This window comes from Leifsonia sp. 21MFCrub1.1, assembly GCF_900107895.1.
Lineage (GTDB): Bacteria > Actinomycetota > Actinomycetes > Actinomycetales > Microbacteriaceae > Leifsonia > Leifsonia soli.
In genome coordinates, this window is the sequence record NZ_LT629867.1 from 2,346,735 (window position 1) to 2,361,184 (window position 14,450).

The window sequence follows — 14,450 nt, forward strand, 5'->3', positions numbered from 1 at the left end:
ATGGCGGGTGGCCGACGTCGTCGCCACGCGGATGGAGACCCCGACGGCCCGCACCATCCGGCTGCGCATCCCCGGATTGCACGGCCACCTCGCGGGACAGCACGTCGACATCCGGTTGACGGCGCCCGACGGATACCAGGCGGTGCGGTCGTACTCGATCGCCTCCGGCGGTGGACGGGGAGCGCTCGAACCGCGTGAGCTTCCGGACGACGAGCTGGAGCTGACCGTGGAGGAGCTCGCCGACGGCGAGGTCTCCCCCTACCTGGTGCGCGGGCTCGCCGACGGCGACCAGCTGGAGGTGCGCGGTCCGGTCGGCGGCTGGTTCGTCTGGCGCGACGGCGACACCTCCCCCGTGCAGCTGATCGCGGGCGGCTCCGGCGTCGTCCCGCTCATGTCGATGGCGCGGGCGCACGCGGCCGCCGGAAGCACTGCCCCGTTCCGGATGCTCTACTCGCTGCGCTCCCCCGCCTCCGGGTACTACCCGGACGAGCTCGCAGCGCTGGCCGCCGACACCGCGGCGCCCCTCCAGCTCGACTACGTCTACACGCGGCAGGCACCGGAGGGCGCACCCGCGCCCGCCCGCTTGACCGCCGAAGGCCTGATGCAGCGCACCCTCCCGGCCTCCGACTCCCCCACCTTCTTCATCTGCGGCTCCACGCCGTTCGTCGAGGCGGTCTCGGGCTGGCTCGTCGACGCGGGTCACGAGGCGGCGCGCATCCGCACCGAGCGCTACGGCGGCATCGGAGGCACGCCATGACGGAACAGGACTTCCTCGACGGGAACGCCGCGGCCGGGATGTTGTCGGAGGTCTTCGCGGCCGACGTCACCACCGCGGTCGGCTGCTGCGGCAACTGCGGCGACGAGTCGGTCGTCGCCCGTGGCCGCGTCTACCTGGACGAGCACGGGCTGGTCGTCCGCTGTTCTGTCTGCGGCGACGTGCTCGCGGTCGCCGCGGAGCGCGCCGGACGGCTCTGCCTCGACCTGCGGGGCCTGGCCTGGCTGGAGTTCGCGGTCGAGTAGCCGCGCTCCCGCTCTCCCTCTCTCGCCCCCACCCGCCGCCATTCTCCACGAATGGCGACCATTCGTGACGAATGACCGCCGTTCGTGACGAGTCGCTAGCTCGGGCGCACGTGTCCTGAGCCCGCGATTCGTCACGAACGGCGACCATTCGTGACGAATGGTCGCCGTTCGTGACGAATCGCGGGCTCAGGACACGTGGACGAGCGGCCGGCGCTTGACGTCCTTCTCGGCCTCCCGCAGCACCTCGCGGGTCACCGGGGCGACCTCGCCGACGCCGGTGATCAGGTAGCGGAACATGTTCGAGATCGGGTTGCCCTCCGTCCACTCGAAGTAGATCGCCGGCACCACCCCGGTGATGTCGCGCATCTCGAGCAGCACGGCAGCGATCGTGTTCGGCACGTTGCCGCTGCGCACCTGCAGCACCCGGTAGCCGTGCTTGACGACACCCTGCACCTCCAGGTCCTCCTCGAAGTCGGAGGAGTCCGACGGCAGCACTTCCAGGAAGATGGTGCGCGACCGCTGCGGGATGTGGCTGAACTTCCGCTCGTCCTTGTTCTTCTGCGCGTACTCCTTGTCCGTGTCGACGTCCGGCTCGTGCGAGATGATGCGGATCTCGCCCTCCTCGGCGTCTTCGAGGATGAAGTCGAGCGCCGTCACGTCGAAGGTGACGGACGTGGCGCGCAGCTGGAACGACCGGCCGATCCGCGACACGATGGACACGACCAGGATCGCGAGGATGAAGAGCGTCGCGATCCGCAGGCCGTCCGGCCGCTCGATGATGTTGTCCACCGTCGTGTAGACGAAGATCGCCGTGATCACGCCGAACGCGACCATGCGCTTGTGCTGCCGCTTCCGCCGGGCCGACAGCGTCACCGCGAGGGATGCGGAGGTGATCAGCACCAGGACGCCCGTCGCGTAGGCGCCGCCCTGCGCATCCACGCTCGCCTCGAACACCAGGGTGATGAGGAACGCGATGGCCGTGAACACCAAGACGAGCGGACGCACCGCGCGCGCCCACTGCGGCGCCATCCCGTAGCGGGGCAGGTAGCGCGGAACGAGGTTGAGCAGACCGGCCATGGCCGATGCTCCGGCGAACCACAGGATGAGGATCGTGCTGATGTCGTAGACCGTGCCGAACCCGTTGCCGAGGTACTCGTGCGCGAGGTACGCCAGCGCACGTCCGTTCGCGGGGCCGCCGGGCTGGAAGTCCTTCTGCGGGATGAGCAGCGTCGTCGTGAAGCTCGACGTGATGAGGAAGACGCTCATGATGATCGCCGCCGTCGTGAGCAGCCGGCCCGCGCCGCGGATGCGGCCCTTCGGGTAGGCCGGGTCGTCGTCCGGACGGCCCTTGATCTGCGGCATGACGGCGACGCCGGTCTCGAAGCCGGAGAGGCCGAGGGCCAGGCGCGGGAACACGATCAGCGCGATGCCGACCACGACGAGCGGGTCGCCGTTCTGCCGGAACAGCGCACTCCACCAGTCGTCGACGGCGGTGGGGTGCTGGAACACCTCCACGATGGAGGTGGTCACCACGACCACGTTCAGCGCCAAGTAGACCGCGACGAGCACCACCGCGATGCCGATCGCCTCCTTGAACCCCTTGAGGAAGACGGCGCCGAGGAGCGCGAGCAGGAACAGTGTGATCAGCACGTTGTTGCCGTGGAACCACTCCGGCGTGTACGGGTTCTCGATCGCGTGCGCGGAGGCGTCCGCCGCCGACAGCGTGATCGTGATCATGAAGTCGGTCGCCGCGAACCCGAGCAGGACGAGCACCAGCAGCTTGCCGGCCCACCAGGGCAGCAGACGCTCCAGCATGGCGATCGAGCCGGAGCCCTTGAAGCTCTCGCGCGCCACCCGGCGGTACACCGGCAGCGCCCCGAGCAGGGTGAGGGCGACGAGCACCAGGGTCGCGAACGGCGAGATGAGGCCGGCGGCGAGCGCGGCGATGGCCGGCTGGTAGCCGAGGGTCGAGAAGTAGTCGACGCCGGTGAGGCACATGACCTGCCACCACGGGTGCGTGCGCTCGGGGTTGCGGCCGTGCGGACCCTGCTGGGTGCCGCGCTCATCCACCAGGCCGGTGAGCAGCCAGTGGCGGAGCCTGCCGCCCTTCGCCTGCGCCGGGACGGGGCGGGCCTGCCCCGGGACGGGCACGGCGCTGCGGGGCGTGACCCGCGGGACCGGCACCGGGGCGCCGTCGCCCGAGGTCGCGTCGCCCGAGGTCGCCCCGCTGCTGGGGGTCTGCTGGCCCGGAGTGCTCGACATCGGCGTCCTTCCGCTCATGCCTTCGTCGTCAGCGTAGCGCTCACCAGGCCGAGGCACGGTAGTCCTTGAGGAAGACACCGTAGACGTCCTCGCCCGCCTCTCCCCGCACGATCGGGTCGTAGACGCGGGCCGCGCCGTCGACGAGGTCGAGCGGGGCGTGGAAGCCCTCCTCCGCGAGCCGCACCTTCGTGTGGTGCGGACGCTCGTCGGTGATCCATCCGGTGTCCACGGCCGTCATCAGGATGCCGTCGGTCTCGAACAGCTCGGCCGCGCTCGTGCGCGTCAGCATGTTGAGCGCCGCCTTCGACATGTTGGTGTGCGGGTGGCCGGGGCCTTTGTAGCGGCGGCCGAAGACGCCCTCCATCGCCGACACGTTGACGATGTACGAGCGGCCGGCGGCGGCGAGGGACGGGCGGAGCCGGTCGATCAGGATGAAGGGAGCGGTCTGGTTGCACAGCTGGACCTCGAGCAGCTCAAGCGCGTCGATCGCTCCGATCGTCTGCGTCCAGCTGTTCACGTGCGCAACATCCGGCACCAGTCCGCCCGCGTCGATGGCGGTGCCGTCGGCGTGCTTCTCGAGCGACGACGAGCCGGCGGCCATCGCGACGGCCGCGAGGTCGTCGGCGGTGAGCGCCGCGGCGCCGGCGACCTCCGCGATCGTCCCGCGGACGTCCGCCGCCGACAGCAGCGGGTGCGCCGCGACCGAGCGCTCCAGGGCGAGGGGATGCGGATCGGCGGTGTGGCCGAACGTCTCGAGCTCGGGCAGCGGACCGTCGGGCAGGGGCTGCGTCTCCGCCTCGGCGAGCAGCGAGTACGCTCCGGGCGAGCGCCGCACGGTCTGCGCGGCGTTGTTGATCAGGATGTCGAGGCTCCCGCGCTCGGCGACGGAGTCCGCCAGGGCGATGACCTGGGCGGGGTCGCGCAGGTCGATGCCCACGACCCGGAGTCGGTCGATCCAGCGGCCGGCGTCCGGCAGCTGCGAGAACCGGCGCACCGCATCCCGCGGGAACCGGGTGGTGATCGTCAGGTGCGCGCCGTCGCGCAGCAGCCGCAGGGCGATGTGCATGCCGATCTTCGCGCGGCCGCCGGTGAGCAGCGCGCGCCTGCCGGTGAGGTCGGTGCGCGCGTTGCGCTTCGCGTGGCTGAACGCCGCGCACGACGGGCACAGCTGGTGGTAGAACCAGTCGACCTGGGTGTAGTCCTGCTTGCAGATGTAGCAGGCGCGCGGCGTGATGAGCGTGCCTGCGGTGTGCGACGCCGTCGTGCCGGAGGTCAGCTCGCGGCCACGGGTCTCGTCGTCGATGCGGTCGGGCGCGCCGGTGGCGGTCGCGGCGATGACGGCGCGGTCGGCCGCCTGCACCTGCTCGCGGAGCTGCCGCTTCCTGGCCTGCTTCGACGCCTTGAACATGTGGGCGGTCGCGCGGCGCACGGTCACATAGTCGGGGTGCTCCTGGTCCAGCTCATGCAGCTGTCCGAGGACGCGGAGGGTGACGGCGAGCTCATCGGGGTCGAGGCCGGAGGACGCCGGGGTTTCGGGAGGCACCGGAGAATTCTACGTGGCACCATGAGCACATGGATGCGCACGCGTTGTTCGAGGCGACCGGTACGGCGTTCGAGTTCGCCGGCGTCGCCGCGATGGCCATCGGCCTCCTCGTCGCGATCGGCCTGTCGCTGGTCGCCTGGCGGCGTCAGCGCAGCGGGGCCGCGGCGTTCCGGACCCTGCGCGAGAGCTTCGGCGGCGTCATCCTGCTCGGCCTCGAGATCCTCGTCGCGGCCGACCTGGTGAAGACCGTGACGTCGACGCCGTCGCTGACGGATGCGGTGGTGCTCGGGATCATCGTCCTCATCCGCACCATCCTGAGCTTCTCGCTGCAGGTCGAGATCGACGGCGTCGCGCCCTGGCGGCGGGCTCTGGTGACGGGGCCGCAGACGATCGCGCGGGCCGCGCGGTCGGCGACCCGCACACCGGACGGCAGCCCGGAGCCCGGCGGGGCGTGAGGCCGCCTACTCCTCTTCGGCCGCCCAGCGCGCCGCGCGCTCGGCATCGCGCTGCTTGACGCGCGCGTTCTCGGCGCGGACGGCCGCCTGCGTCGCCCGCTCGTCGACCAGCCACTGCGGCGGGTCGGCCAGCAGGTCCTTGATCTGAGCGGTGGTGAGCGCCTCGGTCACCCCTCCGCGGGCGAGGCCCGAGTTGGAGACACCGAGCTTGCGGGCCACGACGTCGCGGGGATGCGGCCCGTCGGCGCGCAGCGTCTTCAGCCACTCCGGCGGCTCGGCGGTCAGCGCATCCAGCTCGGTCCGGCTGATCTCGCGGTCGCGGAAGTCGTCGGGCGCCGCCGGCAGGTAGATGCCGAGCTTCTTGGCCGCTGTGGCCGGTTTCATCGTCTGCGCCTTCATGTTCTCCAGGCTACCGTTCGCTACCCTCGTCAGGTGCCCTCCCGCTTCGCGATCGCCTTCCCGCTCGGTGTCACCGTCGGCAAGTGGACGCGCGCGTTCGAGCAGCGCCTCCCCGACGTGGAGCTCGTGGTGCGGCCGAGCGACGATCCCCTCGCCGTGCTCGCGGCCGGGGACGCGGACATGGTGTTCGCCCGTGACGCCGAGGCGGACGACGATCGCCACCTCATCCCGCTCTACGCCGAGGATGTGGTGGTCGTCGCGCACCACGAGCACCTGCTCACCCTGGAGGAGCACCTCCGGATCGCCGACCTCGACGGCGAGCCGCGGGTCACGGGCGAGCCGTCGGAGGCGCTCATGCGCAGCGTCGCCGCGGGGGACGGCATCGCCCTGCTGCCCGCGTCGGTCGCGAAGGCGCTCCGTCGCAAGGACGTGGTGGCGCTGCCCCTCGAGGACGCCTCGCAGAGCCGCATCGGCCTGACCTGGCCGCGGGAGGGGCAGCATCCACTGGTGGACGACTTCATCGGGATCGTCCGGGGCCGCACGGCCCACAGCTCGCGCAACCCGGAGATCGCGGCACGCGAGGCGGCCGACGGCCGCAAGGCGGGGAGCCCGCGCACGCCGTCCGGCGGCCGTGCGCCCTCGGGGCCGCGCTCGTCCACTCCGCGCAAGCGCCCGCGCCGCCGCTGACGCGCCTCTCCGCCGGTCCAGTGGGCACGACACGCCGTCCGGCCGCGCCTACCGAGGGCGTGTTGCGTCAACCGGATTCATGGAGGATAGGAGCCATGAGCTCCAGCGCCGGGCGCGACGCCCAGTCCGAGATCTACCGCGACGGCGTCGCCGGCCATCGCCCGCGCATCCCGGTGGGGTACCCGCAGTTGGAACGGGCGGCGCAGCGCCGGCTGAGCCGTGCGGCGTTCGCGTACATCGCCGGGTCCGCCGGGCTCGAACGCACGGCGGACGCCAACGCCGAGGCGTTCCTGCGGCGACGCATCGTTCCGCGCGTGCTGCGCGACGTGTCCGCCCGCGACCTCTCCGTCGAGCTGTTCGGCGTCCGCCGCCCGACGCCGCTGCTGCTCGCGCCGATCGGCGTGCTGGAACTCGCCCGGCGCGGAGGGGATGCGGCCGCCGCGCGCGCCGCAGCGGCCCTCGGCGTCCCTGCCGTGCTCTCCACGCAGGCATCGCAGCCGATGGAGGAGGTCGCCGCCGCCATGGACGACGCGGCGCGCGGCGCCTCCCGCTGGTTCCAGCTGTACTGGAGCTCGTCGCGCGACCTCGTGGCGAGCCTGGTCGAGCGGGCGGAGCGCTCCGGCTGCGAGGCCATCGTCGTCACCCTCGACACGCACGTCCTGGGCTGGCGGCCCCGCGACCTGACCCTCGGGTACCTGCCGTTCAGCCGCGGGCTGGGGATCGCGCAGTACACCAGCGATCCGGTCTTCCGGCAGCTGGTGCGGGAGCGGGCGGCGGTGGCCGTCCGACCGCGCGCCACGCCGACGCCCGCGGCGCTCGCGGCCTTCGCCGGCATCCTGCGCCACCATCCGGGACCGCTGCGCGAGAAGCTGCGGTCGGGCGAGCCGCTCGCTGCGGTCGAGACGTTCCTCGATGTGTTCGCGGACCCGTCCCTGACGTGGGACGACCTGGCCTTCCTGCGCGAGCGCACCCGGCTGCCGATCGTGCTGAAGGGCGTGCTCCATCCCGACGACGCCCGTCGCGCGCTCGACGCAGGAGTGGACGCGGTGCAGGTCTCGAACCACGGCGGCCGCCAGATCGACGGGGAGATCGCGGCGCTCGACGCGCTGCGCGGAGTCGTCGCGGCGATCGACGGACGTGCACCTGTGCTCTTCGACAGCGGCATCCGCGGAGGCGCGGACGCGGTGATCGCTCTGGCCCTCGGCGCGCGGGCGGTCGCGATCGGCCGGCCGTACGCCTATGCGCTCGCGGTCGCGGGCGAGGCCGGCGTCCGGGAGCTGCTGCGCAACATCATCGCCGAGCTCGACATCACGCTCGGCCTCGCCGGCGTCCGCAGCGTCGCCGAGCTGGATGCGGGAATCCTGGCTCCGGCTGCTGCGCCGGTCATTCCGTAAGCTGGAAGGCCGATATCCGCCGAAGGGAGCCCGCATGGTGTCCGCATCCACCGGTGTGCCCGCCCGCATCCGGCCCTCCGCCGGGCCAGCCGAGTACCCGGCTCTCGTGGCGATCTGGCGCCGAGCCGTTGATGCGACCCACGACTTCCTCTCCGCCGCGGACCGCGACGAGATCGAGGCACGGCTGGCGTCCGACTACTTCCCCGCCGTGACGCTGTCGGTCGCCGAGCGCGACGGCCGACCGGTCGGCTTCTCCGGCGTGCTCGACGGCACCCTGGAGATGCTGTTCGTCGATGCGGCCGAGCGCGGCGGAGGGATCGGCAAGGCGCTCCTCGACCACGCCATCCGCGACCAGGGCGTCGTCCGCGTCGACGTCAACGAGCAGAACGGGTCGGCTGCCGGCTTCTACCTCTCCCGCGGGTTCGAGGTCGTCGGCCGGAGCGCGACCGATGAGGCGGGGCGTCCGTATCCGCTGCTCCATCTCGGGCTCGCACGGCCGAGCCTGCATCGCTAGGAGACTGACGCGCCGATCAGCGACAGCAGTGCCTGCGCGTACGCGGTGGCGGCGTCGTCGTGCTCGAAGTACCGCTCCTCCCCCTCGATCACCACGGTAACCCGGTAGCCGTCGGGTGTGCGCGCCAGGTGCCGGAACGTGCCGCCGAGCAGCTCGCGCAGCTGGTCCTCGCGCGGGATCCACAGGGCGTCCTCCACCGCGAGCGAGTCGAGCGCCCACTCGGTGGTGCCGTTGAAGCCGAGGATCGTCCCCGTGTCGAAGTGGTGCGGCTCGATCGTCATCTCGCTGACGGTGAAGCGCTCGCCCTCCATGCCGGGACGGTCGATGGCGAACGTGTCGCCCGACACCGGCTGCCAGCGCAGGCCCGCGGCACGAAGCTGCCGGGCGATGTCCTCTGCGATCATGGATGCTCCTTACGCTCAGTCGGTGACGATGACGATCTTGCCGCGCACGTGGCCGGCCTCGAGCCTGCCGTACGCCTCGACGGTCCGCTCGATGGGATAGATCGAGTCGATCGGCAGCACCAGCTCGTTCTCGGCGAGCAGATCGGCCAGTTCGGCGAGGTCGTCGTTGGTGCCGGCGGAGCCTCCGACGTTCTGCGCGCCGTGCGCGGCCGGTCCGAACGCCGCGATGGAGTTGACGCGCTCGATCGGGACGCCGAGCTCCAGCGCCGCCTCGATGGTGTCCGCACCGTGGTTGTCCAGCACCGCGGTGACGCGGTCGTCGTCGAGCGCCTCGCGCACCCGCTGGGCGAGGCCGTCGCCGTAGGTCACCGGGATGACGCCGAGAGACTCGAGGAACTCGTGGTTCTCCTCGCTCGCCGTGCCGATCACGGTCGCGCCGGCGCGGACGACGAGCTGGGCGGCGAGAACGCCGACCCCGCCCGCGGCAGCGCTCACCAGCACCGTGTCGCGCTCGCGGATGCCCAGCGAGCGCACGCTCGCCATGGCCGTCCGGCCGACGACGCCGAGGGAGCCGGCCACCTCGAAGGTGAGAGGGTCCGGCTTGGGGATCACCTGGCCGTCCTCCGCCACCACGACGAAGTCGGCGATGGCGGCGAACGGCGCCGTGCCGAGCACGGCCTGGCCGAGCTCGAAGTGCGTCACGCCATCGCCGACCTCCTCGACGAACCCGGCGAAGTCCTGGCCGATCCCGCTCGGCAGTGTGACGCCCATCCGCGCGGCGGACCGCTCGTCGCGATACGCCTTCACGTCCATCGGGTTGAGCCCGGCGGCCATCACGCGCACCAGCACCTGGCCCGGACCGGCCCACGGTCTCTCCCGCTCGACCACCTGCAGGTAGTCGCGGGAGCCGAACTCATCGAACTGGACGAAACGCGGCACGGTCGGGCTCCTTCCCTCTGGTAGCACGGAGCCTAGCCCCGACTCCCCCGGAACAGCAGAGAGCGGGGTGCGGGTGCAGCGAGCACTCAGCCGAAGAGGATGGCGGCCTCTTCGTAGCGGGCCGCCGGAACGGTCTTCAGACCACCGGTCGCGTCGGCGATCGAGACGTTGACGACATCGGTGCCGCGCAGCGACACCATCGAGCCCCAGCGGCCCTCGTACACCGCATCCACCGCCGCCATGCCGAGGCGCGTGGCGAGCACGCGGTCGTAGGCGCTCGGGACGCCGCCGCGCTGCATGTGGCCGAGCACCGTGGCGCGCGACTCGATGCCGGTGCGCTCCTCGATCAGCGGTGCGAGCATCTCGCCGATGCCGCCGAGGCGTGGTCGGTTGAACGCGTCCAGTCCCTTGTGCGAGTGCGCCTCCTCCATCGTGTCGAGGTGGAATCCCTCGGAGACGACGATGACGGGCGCGCGGCCGCGGTCGCGGACGGACTCGACCCACTCGCAGATCTGCTCGATGGACTGCGGCTGCTCGGGGATGAGGATGGCGTGGGCGCCGCCCGCCATGCCCGAATGGAGCGCGATCCAGCCGACGTGACGGCCCATGACCTCGACGACCATGCAGCGCTGGTGCGACTCGGCCGTCGTGCGCAGGCGGTCGATCGCCTCGGTGGCGATCTCGACGGCCGTGTCGAAGCCGAAGGAGTAGTCGGTGGCGGCGAGGTCGTTGTCGATCGTCTTCGGGACGCCGACGATCTTGAGACCCGCGTCGGTGAGACGGCGAGCCGCGGTCAGGGTGCCCTCCCCGCCGATGGCGATGATCGCGTCGATGCCGTTCTCGTCCATCATCCGCTGGATGTTCTCCGGGCCGCCCTTGTCGCCCTCGAACGGGTTGGTGCGGCTGGAGCCGAGGATGGTGCCGCCCTGGCGGGACAGGCCGCGGACGCTGTGCCGGTCGAGCGGCATGATGTCGCCGTCGACCACACCGCGCCAGCCGTAGCGGAAGCCGGCGAACTCGGAGCGGTACACGCGGTCGCCCTTCAGGACCGCGCCGCGGATGACCGCGTTCAGGCCCGGGCAGTCGCCGCCGCTGGTGAGGATGCCGATCTTCATGCTGCTCCGTTTCTCAAGGCGTCCCCTGAATCATGCCCGGACCCGGCGGGCTGCACAAAATCGCACTGGACGCCGGCTGCGGCGGGTGGTAAACGGCCCCGGGGTAGACCGTCGCGTCTCAGAGTCCGAGCGCGCGCTGCAGCTTCGACGAGCTCGCCGATGGACGCGCGCCCGCGGCGAGCAGGCGCTCCTCGATCTCGTCGAGGAGCGCGGTGCGGCGCTGCCGGGTGTCGGGGGCGCCGCTCAGCAGCTCCACCTCCCACTCGCGCCACTCCTGCGCCCCGCCGGTGCGGAGGTTCTCGCTGTGCACGTGGTCGTCGGTGAGCTCCGCCACCTCGAAGCCCGCCGCATCCTGCAGCAGGACGCTGTCGCGCTGATTGGTGACCCGGGCGATCGGGATGAGCGGCTCGTCGCCGATGACCTCGCGGAGGTACGCGCGCAGCTCGGCCGGAGGCTCGTCGCCGTCCGTCAGCTCCCAGTGCAGCTCGGTCCGGCCCTCGTCGGCCGGCAGCTTGACGTGCCAGCCGGCGTCGTGGCCGCCGCGGCGGACGCGCACGGCGGTCCGGTGCTGAGCGAGGGCGAGGTCGGCCGTGTCGAAGTAGGTGGCCACCAGCTCGTGCCGCTCGGGCTCGCCCTGGACCGCGACCGCGCCGACGCCCACGAGCAGAGGATGCCGCGCCTCGGCGTCGACGTCGTACTTCCGCTCGATCTCTGTCTGGGAGTGGTGGGGCATATCCCCTGTCTAGCCCACAATTCGTCTGTCGCGAAATTACAAGAGGACAGCCCGCTGCGTCGCCTACGGTGGACGCATGACCTCAGAGACGATCACCGCCCGCTTCGACGTGACCGGATGGGAGCCGGCCGACCTAGCGGGCATCGACGGCGACTGGGTGGGCGCCGTCGTCATGCGGAAGACCTACACCGAGGGACTGGTCGGCGAGTCGGTCGCGCACTTCGTCTCGTCCGGCACCGAGGAGGGCGGCCGCGGCTACCTCGCCGCCGAGCGGATCACCGGCCGGCTCGACGACGGGAGGTCCGGGTCGTTCACCGTGCACCACGGCGCGCTGCAGCATCCCGACGACAGCTCCGCGTTCGGGAACATCGTGCCGGGCACCGGGACGGACGACTTCGCGGGGTTCCGCGGACGGGCGCGGATCGAGCACGACGACCGCGGGGCGTTCTTCGTCTTCGAGCTCGACTGAGACCGCCCTTCACGCCCGCACCGCCCGGCGGTACCGTTGGGGCATGAGCGACCCCAGAGGACGTGAGCACCGAGACGACGAGGACCTCGACGACTTCCGCGAGGCGCAGGAGACCGACTACGAGCCGGAGCCCGTCATCCACGACCCGGAGGATGTGCCGGTCGTCGACGACGAGGACGACGAGCTGCTCCCCGACGACGACCGTCCGGTTCCCATCGACCCCGACGACGCCGAGATCGCCTAGCCGACAGCTCCTGAGTTTTTCCGCGGATTCGGCGTCCGGAACGCGAAAAACTCAGGAGCTGTCGGTGTGAGGGGCGGGACTCGGGTCAGGCGAGGGCGTCCTCGAGCAGGTGGATGAGGGCGTCGAGCTGCACGGAGTCGGCCGAGCCGACCTCGACATCGCTGCCGTCGAGGGCCCGCGCGGCGAGCCCCTGCTTCGCGTCGATGAGCTCGGCGATCTTCGAGTCGATCGTCTGCGCTGCGATGATCCGCCACGCCGTGACCGGCTCCTCCTGACCGATGCGGTGCACGCGGTCGATCGCCTGCGTCTGCTCGGCGGCGGTCCACGACAGCTCGGCGAGCACGACGTTCGACGCCGCCTGCAGGTTCAGGCCGACGCCCGCCGCGGTGAGCGAGCAGACGGCGACCGCGACCTCCGGGTCGTTGTTGAACGCGTCGATCTCCTTCTGCCGGGACAGCGCGGACTGGTCGCCGCGGATCGAGATCGTCTTCAGGTCGCGGGCGGCGAACGCCTCCTCCGCCGCATCCATCACGTCGATGTGCTTGGCGAAGAACACCACCTTGCCGACCGAGCGGGCGAGCTGGGCCGTGTAGTCCGACGCCAGGCCGGCCTTCGCCTGACCGATCCGCCGGACCATGGTGAAGACGTTCTCGCCGGACTTCGCCGACTTCGACTCCTCCAGCTCGGACTGCGCGACGAGCCGGATGAGGTGCTTCCTGTGCGCGTCGTCGTCGCCCTCGAAACCGGCGGGACGGCCGGCGGCCGCCGCGCGCTGGTAGCGCGTGACCAGCCGGGCGGCGAGCTCCTTCTCCGCCTGGCGGATGGAGCGGCCCAGCTCGTCGTCGAGCTCGACGGGCAGGTCGACGACGCGACGGCTCGGCAGATCGGAGGCCACGTCCAGCTTGCGCCGGCGCACGATCCCCATGTCGATCACGGCCTCGCGGGCCGCGGCATAGAAGCCGAAGTCGGCCGGGGTCAGCCCGGTCTCCTCCAGGTGCTCCATCAGCGTCGCGGTCGGCTTGTTGCCGTCGATCCAGCCGAGGAACTGCCAGATGGCCTTGAAGTCGTCGATGTCGTTGATCAGCGGCGTTCCGGTCAGCGCGATCATCAGCGGGTCCGGGGTCGTCGAGCGGATGGCGTCCGCCAGCCCCAGCACCAGGCGCGAACGCTGCGAGTGCAGGTTCTTGATGAAGTGCGCCTCGTCGACGACCATGCCCTTGAAGCCGAGGGTGCTCAGCCACGAGAGGTGGCGATCGAGCACCTCGTAGTTGACGATGACGATGTCGGCGAACGCGTCGAGGCCCTCCCCGTCGCCGTGGATGACCGTGGCACGGCGATGCGGCGTCCAGCGCTCCACCTCGCGCGCCCAGTTCATCTTGACGACGTTGGGCACGACAGCCAGAAGCGGGTACGCCCCGGCGACGGAGGCGGCGAGGACGGACTGCGCCGTCTTCCCGAGACCCGGCTCGTCGGCGAGCAGGAAGCTGCGGTGCCCCAGGCGCACGCTCTCGATGAAGCGCGACTGGTGGTGCATCAGCTCCAGGCCCTGAGGCGAGTAGCGGTCGATCGGCGGAGCGGGCGGCAGGTCCATGCTGGCCGCCTGACCGCCCGCGCCGTACTCGAACGACTTGAACAACGGGCCGAGCAGCTCCCACGAGTCGAGGCGGCGGCGCGGGGTCGGCGCGGCCGGGCTGAGCCGGGAGAAGTCGGGCGCGAGGAAGGGGTTGGACAGCTGGCGCGCCTTGACCGAGGGCGGGACGACCTGCTTCTCCGCCAGCTCCGGCGGGATGACGCTGTCCTGCTTGGTCACGGGCCGCTCGATCGTGATGATCAGGTCGTCGGGCGAGAGCTCCGTGCCGGACTCGAGCAGCCAGTCGCGGCGCATCTTCTGCGCGGTGGCGGTCGACGGCGACTCGCTCTCGAGCAGCGAGATCAGCGACGTGTCGCGCGCCGCCGTCTTGGCCAGGATGGTCGCGATGCCGTCGAGGCGCTTCAGCTGTTCTGCGCGGGCGGCGTCGCTGAGCTCCGGGTCGGACTTCGCCCTGGCGCGCTCCTCGCGCATCAGGAACGCGATCACCTGGAACTTGGTGCGGTTCGTCGGCCCGAGCTTCTTGCCGTCGGCGGCCTTCGCCTCGACCTCGCGCACCTTGCGGGCGAGGACGGGGATGAGTCCGTCGTTGTTGGCGTGCCGGTTCTTCCGCTGCTGCGGCCTGGTCGGGCTGGTGCGCTGACCGGAACGAGACATGGTCCTCCAGGAGAGGCGTCGCGCGCT

The 14,450-nt window shown here is 71.4% G+C and carries 16 protein-coding genes; 8 read left to right on the top strand and 8 right to left on the bottom strand.

Annotated features, from left to right (window positions below):
* Positions 1-7: 7 nt before the first annotated feature.
* Together BLW09_RS11135 and BLW09_RS11140 are read left to right on the top strand one after the other, a co-directional pair.
* Positions 8-757: an FAD-binding oxidoreductase gene (locus tag BLW09_RS11135; RefSeq protein ID WP_089912422.1), complete on the top strand. Its 750-nt coding sequence runs from the start codon at positions 8-10 to the stop codon at positions 755-757.
* Positions 754-1,020, top strand: coding sequence for a DUF6510 family protein (locus BLW09_RS11140; protein WP_089912426.1), 267 nt, complete (start codon positions 754-756; stop codon positions 1,018-1,020). The genes BLW09_RS11135 and BLW09_RS11140 overlap by 4 nt, the downstream gene beginning before the upstream one ends.
* Positions 1,021-1,206: 186 nt before the next feature.
* Here the strand turns inward: BLW09_RS11140 and BLW09_RS11145 are convergent, their stop codons facing one another.
* Positions 1,207-3,282 (bottom strand): amino acid transporter, encoded by a 2,076-nt coding sequence (locus BLW09_RS11145; RefSeq protein WP_231946794.1) that lies wholly within the window; start codon positions 3,280-3,282, stop codon positions 1,207-1,209.
* Between the two features lie 40 nt (positions 3,283-3,322).
* On the bottom strand, positions 3,323-4,825 hold the full coding sequence (locus tag BLW09_RS11150; protein WP_089912430.1) for an SDR family oxidoreductase: 1,503 nt from the start codon (positions 4,823-4,825) through the stop codon (positions 3,323-3,325).
* A gap of 29 nt (positions 4,826-4,854) precedes the next feature.
* On the opposite strand from BLW09_RS11150, the gene BLW09_RS11155 reads away from it, so the two are divergent.
* Positions 4,855-5,280, top strand: a complete 426-nt coding sequence (locus BLW09_RS11155) for a DUF1622 domain-containing protein (RefSeq protein WP_089912433.1) — start codon at positions 4,855-4,857, stop codon at positions 5,278-5,280.
* 6 nt (positions 5,281-5,286) lie between these two features.
* On the opposite strand, the gene BLW09_RS11160 is transcribed toward BLW09_RS11155, so the two are convergent.
* On the bottom strand, positions 5,287-5,679 hold the full coding sequence (locus BLW09_RS11160; RefSeq protein WP_089912435.1) for a DUF5997 family protein: 393 nt from the start codon (positions 5,677-5,679) through the stop codon (positions 5,287-5,289).
* Positions 5,680-5,712: 33 nt separating this feature from the next.
* Between BLW09_RS11160 and BLW09_RS11165 the strand changes: the two genes are divergently transcribed.
* The 3 genes from BLW09_RS11165 to BLW09_RS11175 all read left to right on the top strand — a co-directional run bounded on the left by BLW09_RS11165 (position 5,713) and on the right by BLW09_RS11175 (position 8,274).
* Complete coding sequence (locus BLW09_RS11165) at positions 5,713-6,366, top strand: LysR family transcriptional regulator substrate-binding protein (RefSeq protein ID WP_089912438.1); 654 nt, start codon at positions 5,713-5,715, stop codon at positions 6,364-6,366.
* 95 nt (positions 6,367-6,461) lie between these two features.
* Positions 6,462-7,760 carry an alpha-hydroxy-acid oxidizing protein gene (locus BLW09_RS11170; protein ID WP_089912441.1) on the top strand — a complete coding sequence of 433 codons (1,299 nt, stop codon included), beginning with the start codon at positions 6,462-6,464 and terminating at the stop codon, positions 7,758-7,760.
* Between the two features lie 34 nt (positions 7,761-7,794).
* Positions 7,795-8,274, top strand: a complete 480-nt coding sequence (locus BLW09_RS11175) for an acetyltransferase (protein ID WP_089912444.1) — start codon at positions 7,795-7,797, stop codon at positions 8,272-8,274.
* Here BLW09_RS11175 and BLW09_RS11180 read toward each other — a convergent pair.
* The 4 genes from BLW09_RS11180 to BLW09_RS11195 form a co-directional block, all read right to left on the bottom strand.
* Entirely contained in the window at positions 8,271-8,678 is a 408-nt protein-coding gene (locus tag BLW09_RS11180; protein ID WP_089912446.1) for a hypothetical protein, read from the bottom strand. The genes BLW09_RS11175 and BLW09_RS11180 overlap by 4 nt on opposite strands.
* Before the next feature lie 15 nt (positions 8,679-8,693).
* Complete coding sequence (locus tag BLW09_RS11185) at positions 8,694-9,617, bottom strand: NADP-dependent oxidoreductase (RefSeq protein ID WP_089912449.1); 924 nt, start codon at positions 9,615-9,617, stop codon at positions 8,694-8,696.
* A gap of 86 nt (positions 9,618-9,703) precedes the next feature.
* Entirely contained in the window at positions 9,704-10,732 is a 1,029-nt protein-coding gene (locus tag BLW09_RS11190; RefSeq protein WP_089912452.1) for a 6-phosphofructokinase, read from the bottom strand.
* 118 nt (positions 10,733-10,850) lie between these two features.
* A complete protein-coding gene (locus BLW09_RS11195) occupies positions 10,851-11,465 on the bottom strand; it encodes a CYTH domain-containing protein (RefSeq protein ID WP_089912454.1) in 615 nt (204 codons plus the stop codon).
* Positions 11,466-11,541: 76 nt separating this feature from the next.
* Here BLW09_RS11195 and BLW09_RS11200 point away from each other — a divergent pair, with 76 nt between their 5' ends.
* Together BLW09_RS11200 and BLW09_RS11205 are read left to right on the top strand one after the other, a co-directional pair.
* Positions 11,542-11,934 (top strand): DUF3224 domain-containing protein, encoded by a 393-nt coding sequence (locus BLW09_RS11200; RefSeq protein WP_089912456.1) that lies wholly within the window; start codon positions 11,542-11,544, stop codon positions 11,932-11,934.
* A 43-nt stretch (positions 11,935-11,977) separates the two neighbouring features.
* A complete protein-coding gene (locus tag BLW09_RS11205; protein ID WP_089912459.1) occupies positions 11,978-12,178 on the top strand; it encodes a hypothetical protein in 201 nt (66 codons plus the stop codon).
* 85 nt (positions 12,179-12,263) lie between these two features.
* Here the strand turns inward: BLW09_RS11205 and BLW09_RS11210 are convergent, their stop codons facing one another.
* Positions 12,264-14,423 (bottom strand): DEAD/DEAH box helicase, encoded by a 2,160-nt coding sequence (locus BLW09_RS11210; protein WP_089912463.1) that lies wholly within the window; start codon positions 14,421-14,423, stop codon positions 12,264-12,266.
* Positions 14,424-14,450 lie beyond the last annotated feature (27 nt).

Coding starts and splice junctions, on each gene's coding strand:
- BLW09_RS11140 (WP_089912426.1), top strand. CDS start 754: ATGACGGAACAGGACTTCCTCGACGGGAACGCCGCGGCCGGGATGTTG.
- BLW09_RS11145 (WP_231946794.1), bottom strand. CDS start 3,282: ATGTCGAGCACTCCGGGCCAGCAGACCCCCAGCAGCGGGGCGACCTCG.
- BLW09_RS11155 (WP_089912433.1), top strand. CDS start 4,855: ATGGATGCGCACGCGTTGTTCGAGGCGACCGGTACGGCGTTCGAGTTC.
- BLW09_RS11160 (WP_089912435.1), bottom strand. CDS start 5,679: ATGAAGGCGCAGACGATGAAACCGGCCACAGCGGCCAAGAAGCTCGGC.
- BLW09_RS11170 (WP_089912441.1), top strand. CDS start 6,462: ATGAGCTCCAGCGCCGGGCGCGACGCCCAGTCCGAGATCTACCGCGAC.
- BLW09_RS11175 (WP_089912444.1), top strand. CDS start 7,795: ATGGTGTCCGCATCCACCGGTGTGCCCGCCCGCATCCGGCCCTCCGCC.
- BLW09_RS11180 (WP_089912446.1), bottom strand. CDS start 8,678: ATGATCGCAGAGGACATCGCCCGGCAGCTTCGTGCCGCGGGCCTGCGC.
- BLW09_RS11190 (WP_089912452.1), bottom strand. CDS start 10,732: ATGAAGATCGGCATCCTCACCAGCGGCGGCGACTGCCCGGGCCTGAAC.
- BLW09_RS11195 (WP_089912454.1), bottom strand. CDS start 11,465: ATGCCCCACCACTCCCAGACAGAGATCGAGCGGAAGTACGACGTCGAC.
- BLW09_RS11200 (WP_089912456.1), top strand. CDS start 11,542: ATGACCTCAGAGACGATCACCGCCCGCTTCGACGTGACCGGATGGGAG.
- BLW09_RS11205 (WP_089912459.1), top strand. CDS start 11,978: ATGAGCGACCCCAGAGGACGTGAGCACCGAGACGACGAGGACCTCGAC.
- BLW09_RS11210 (WP_089912463.1), bottom strand. CDS start 14,423: ATGTCTCGTTCCGGTCAGCGCACCAGCCCGACCAGGCCGCAGCAGCGG.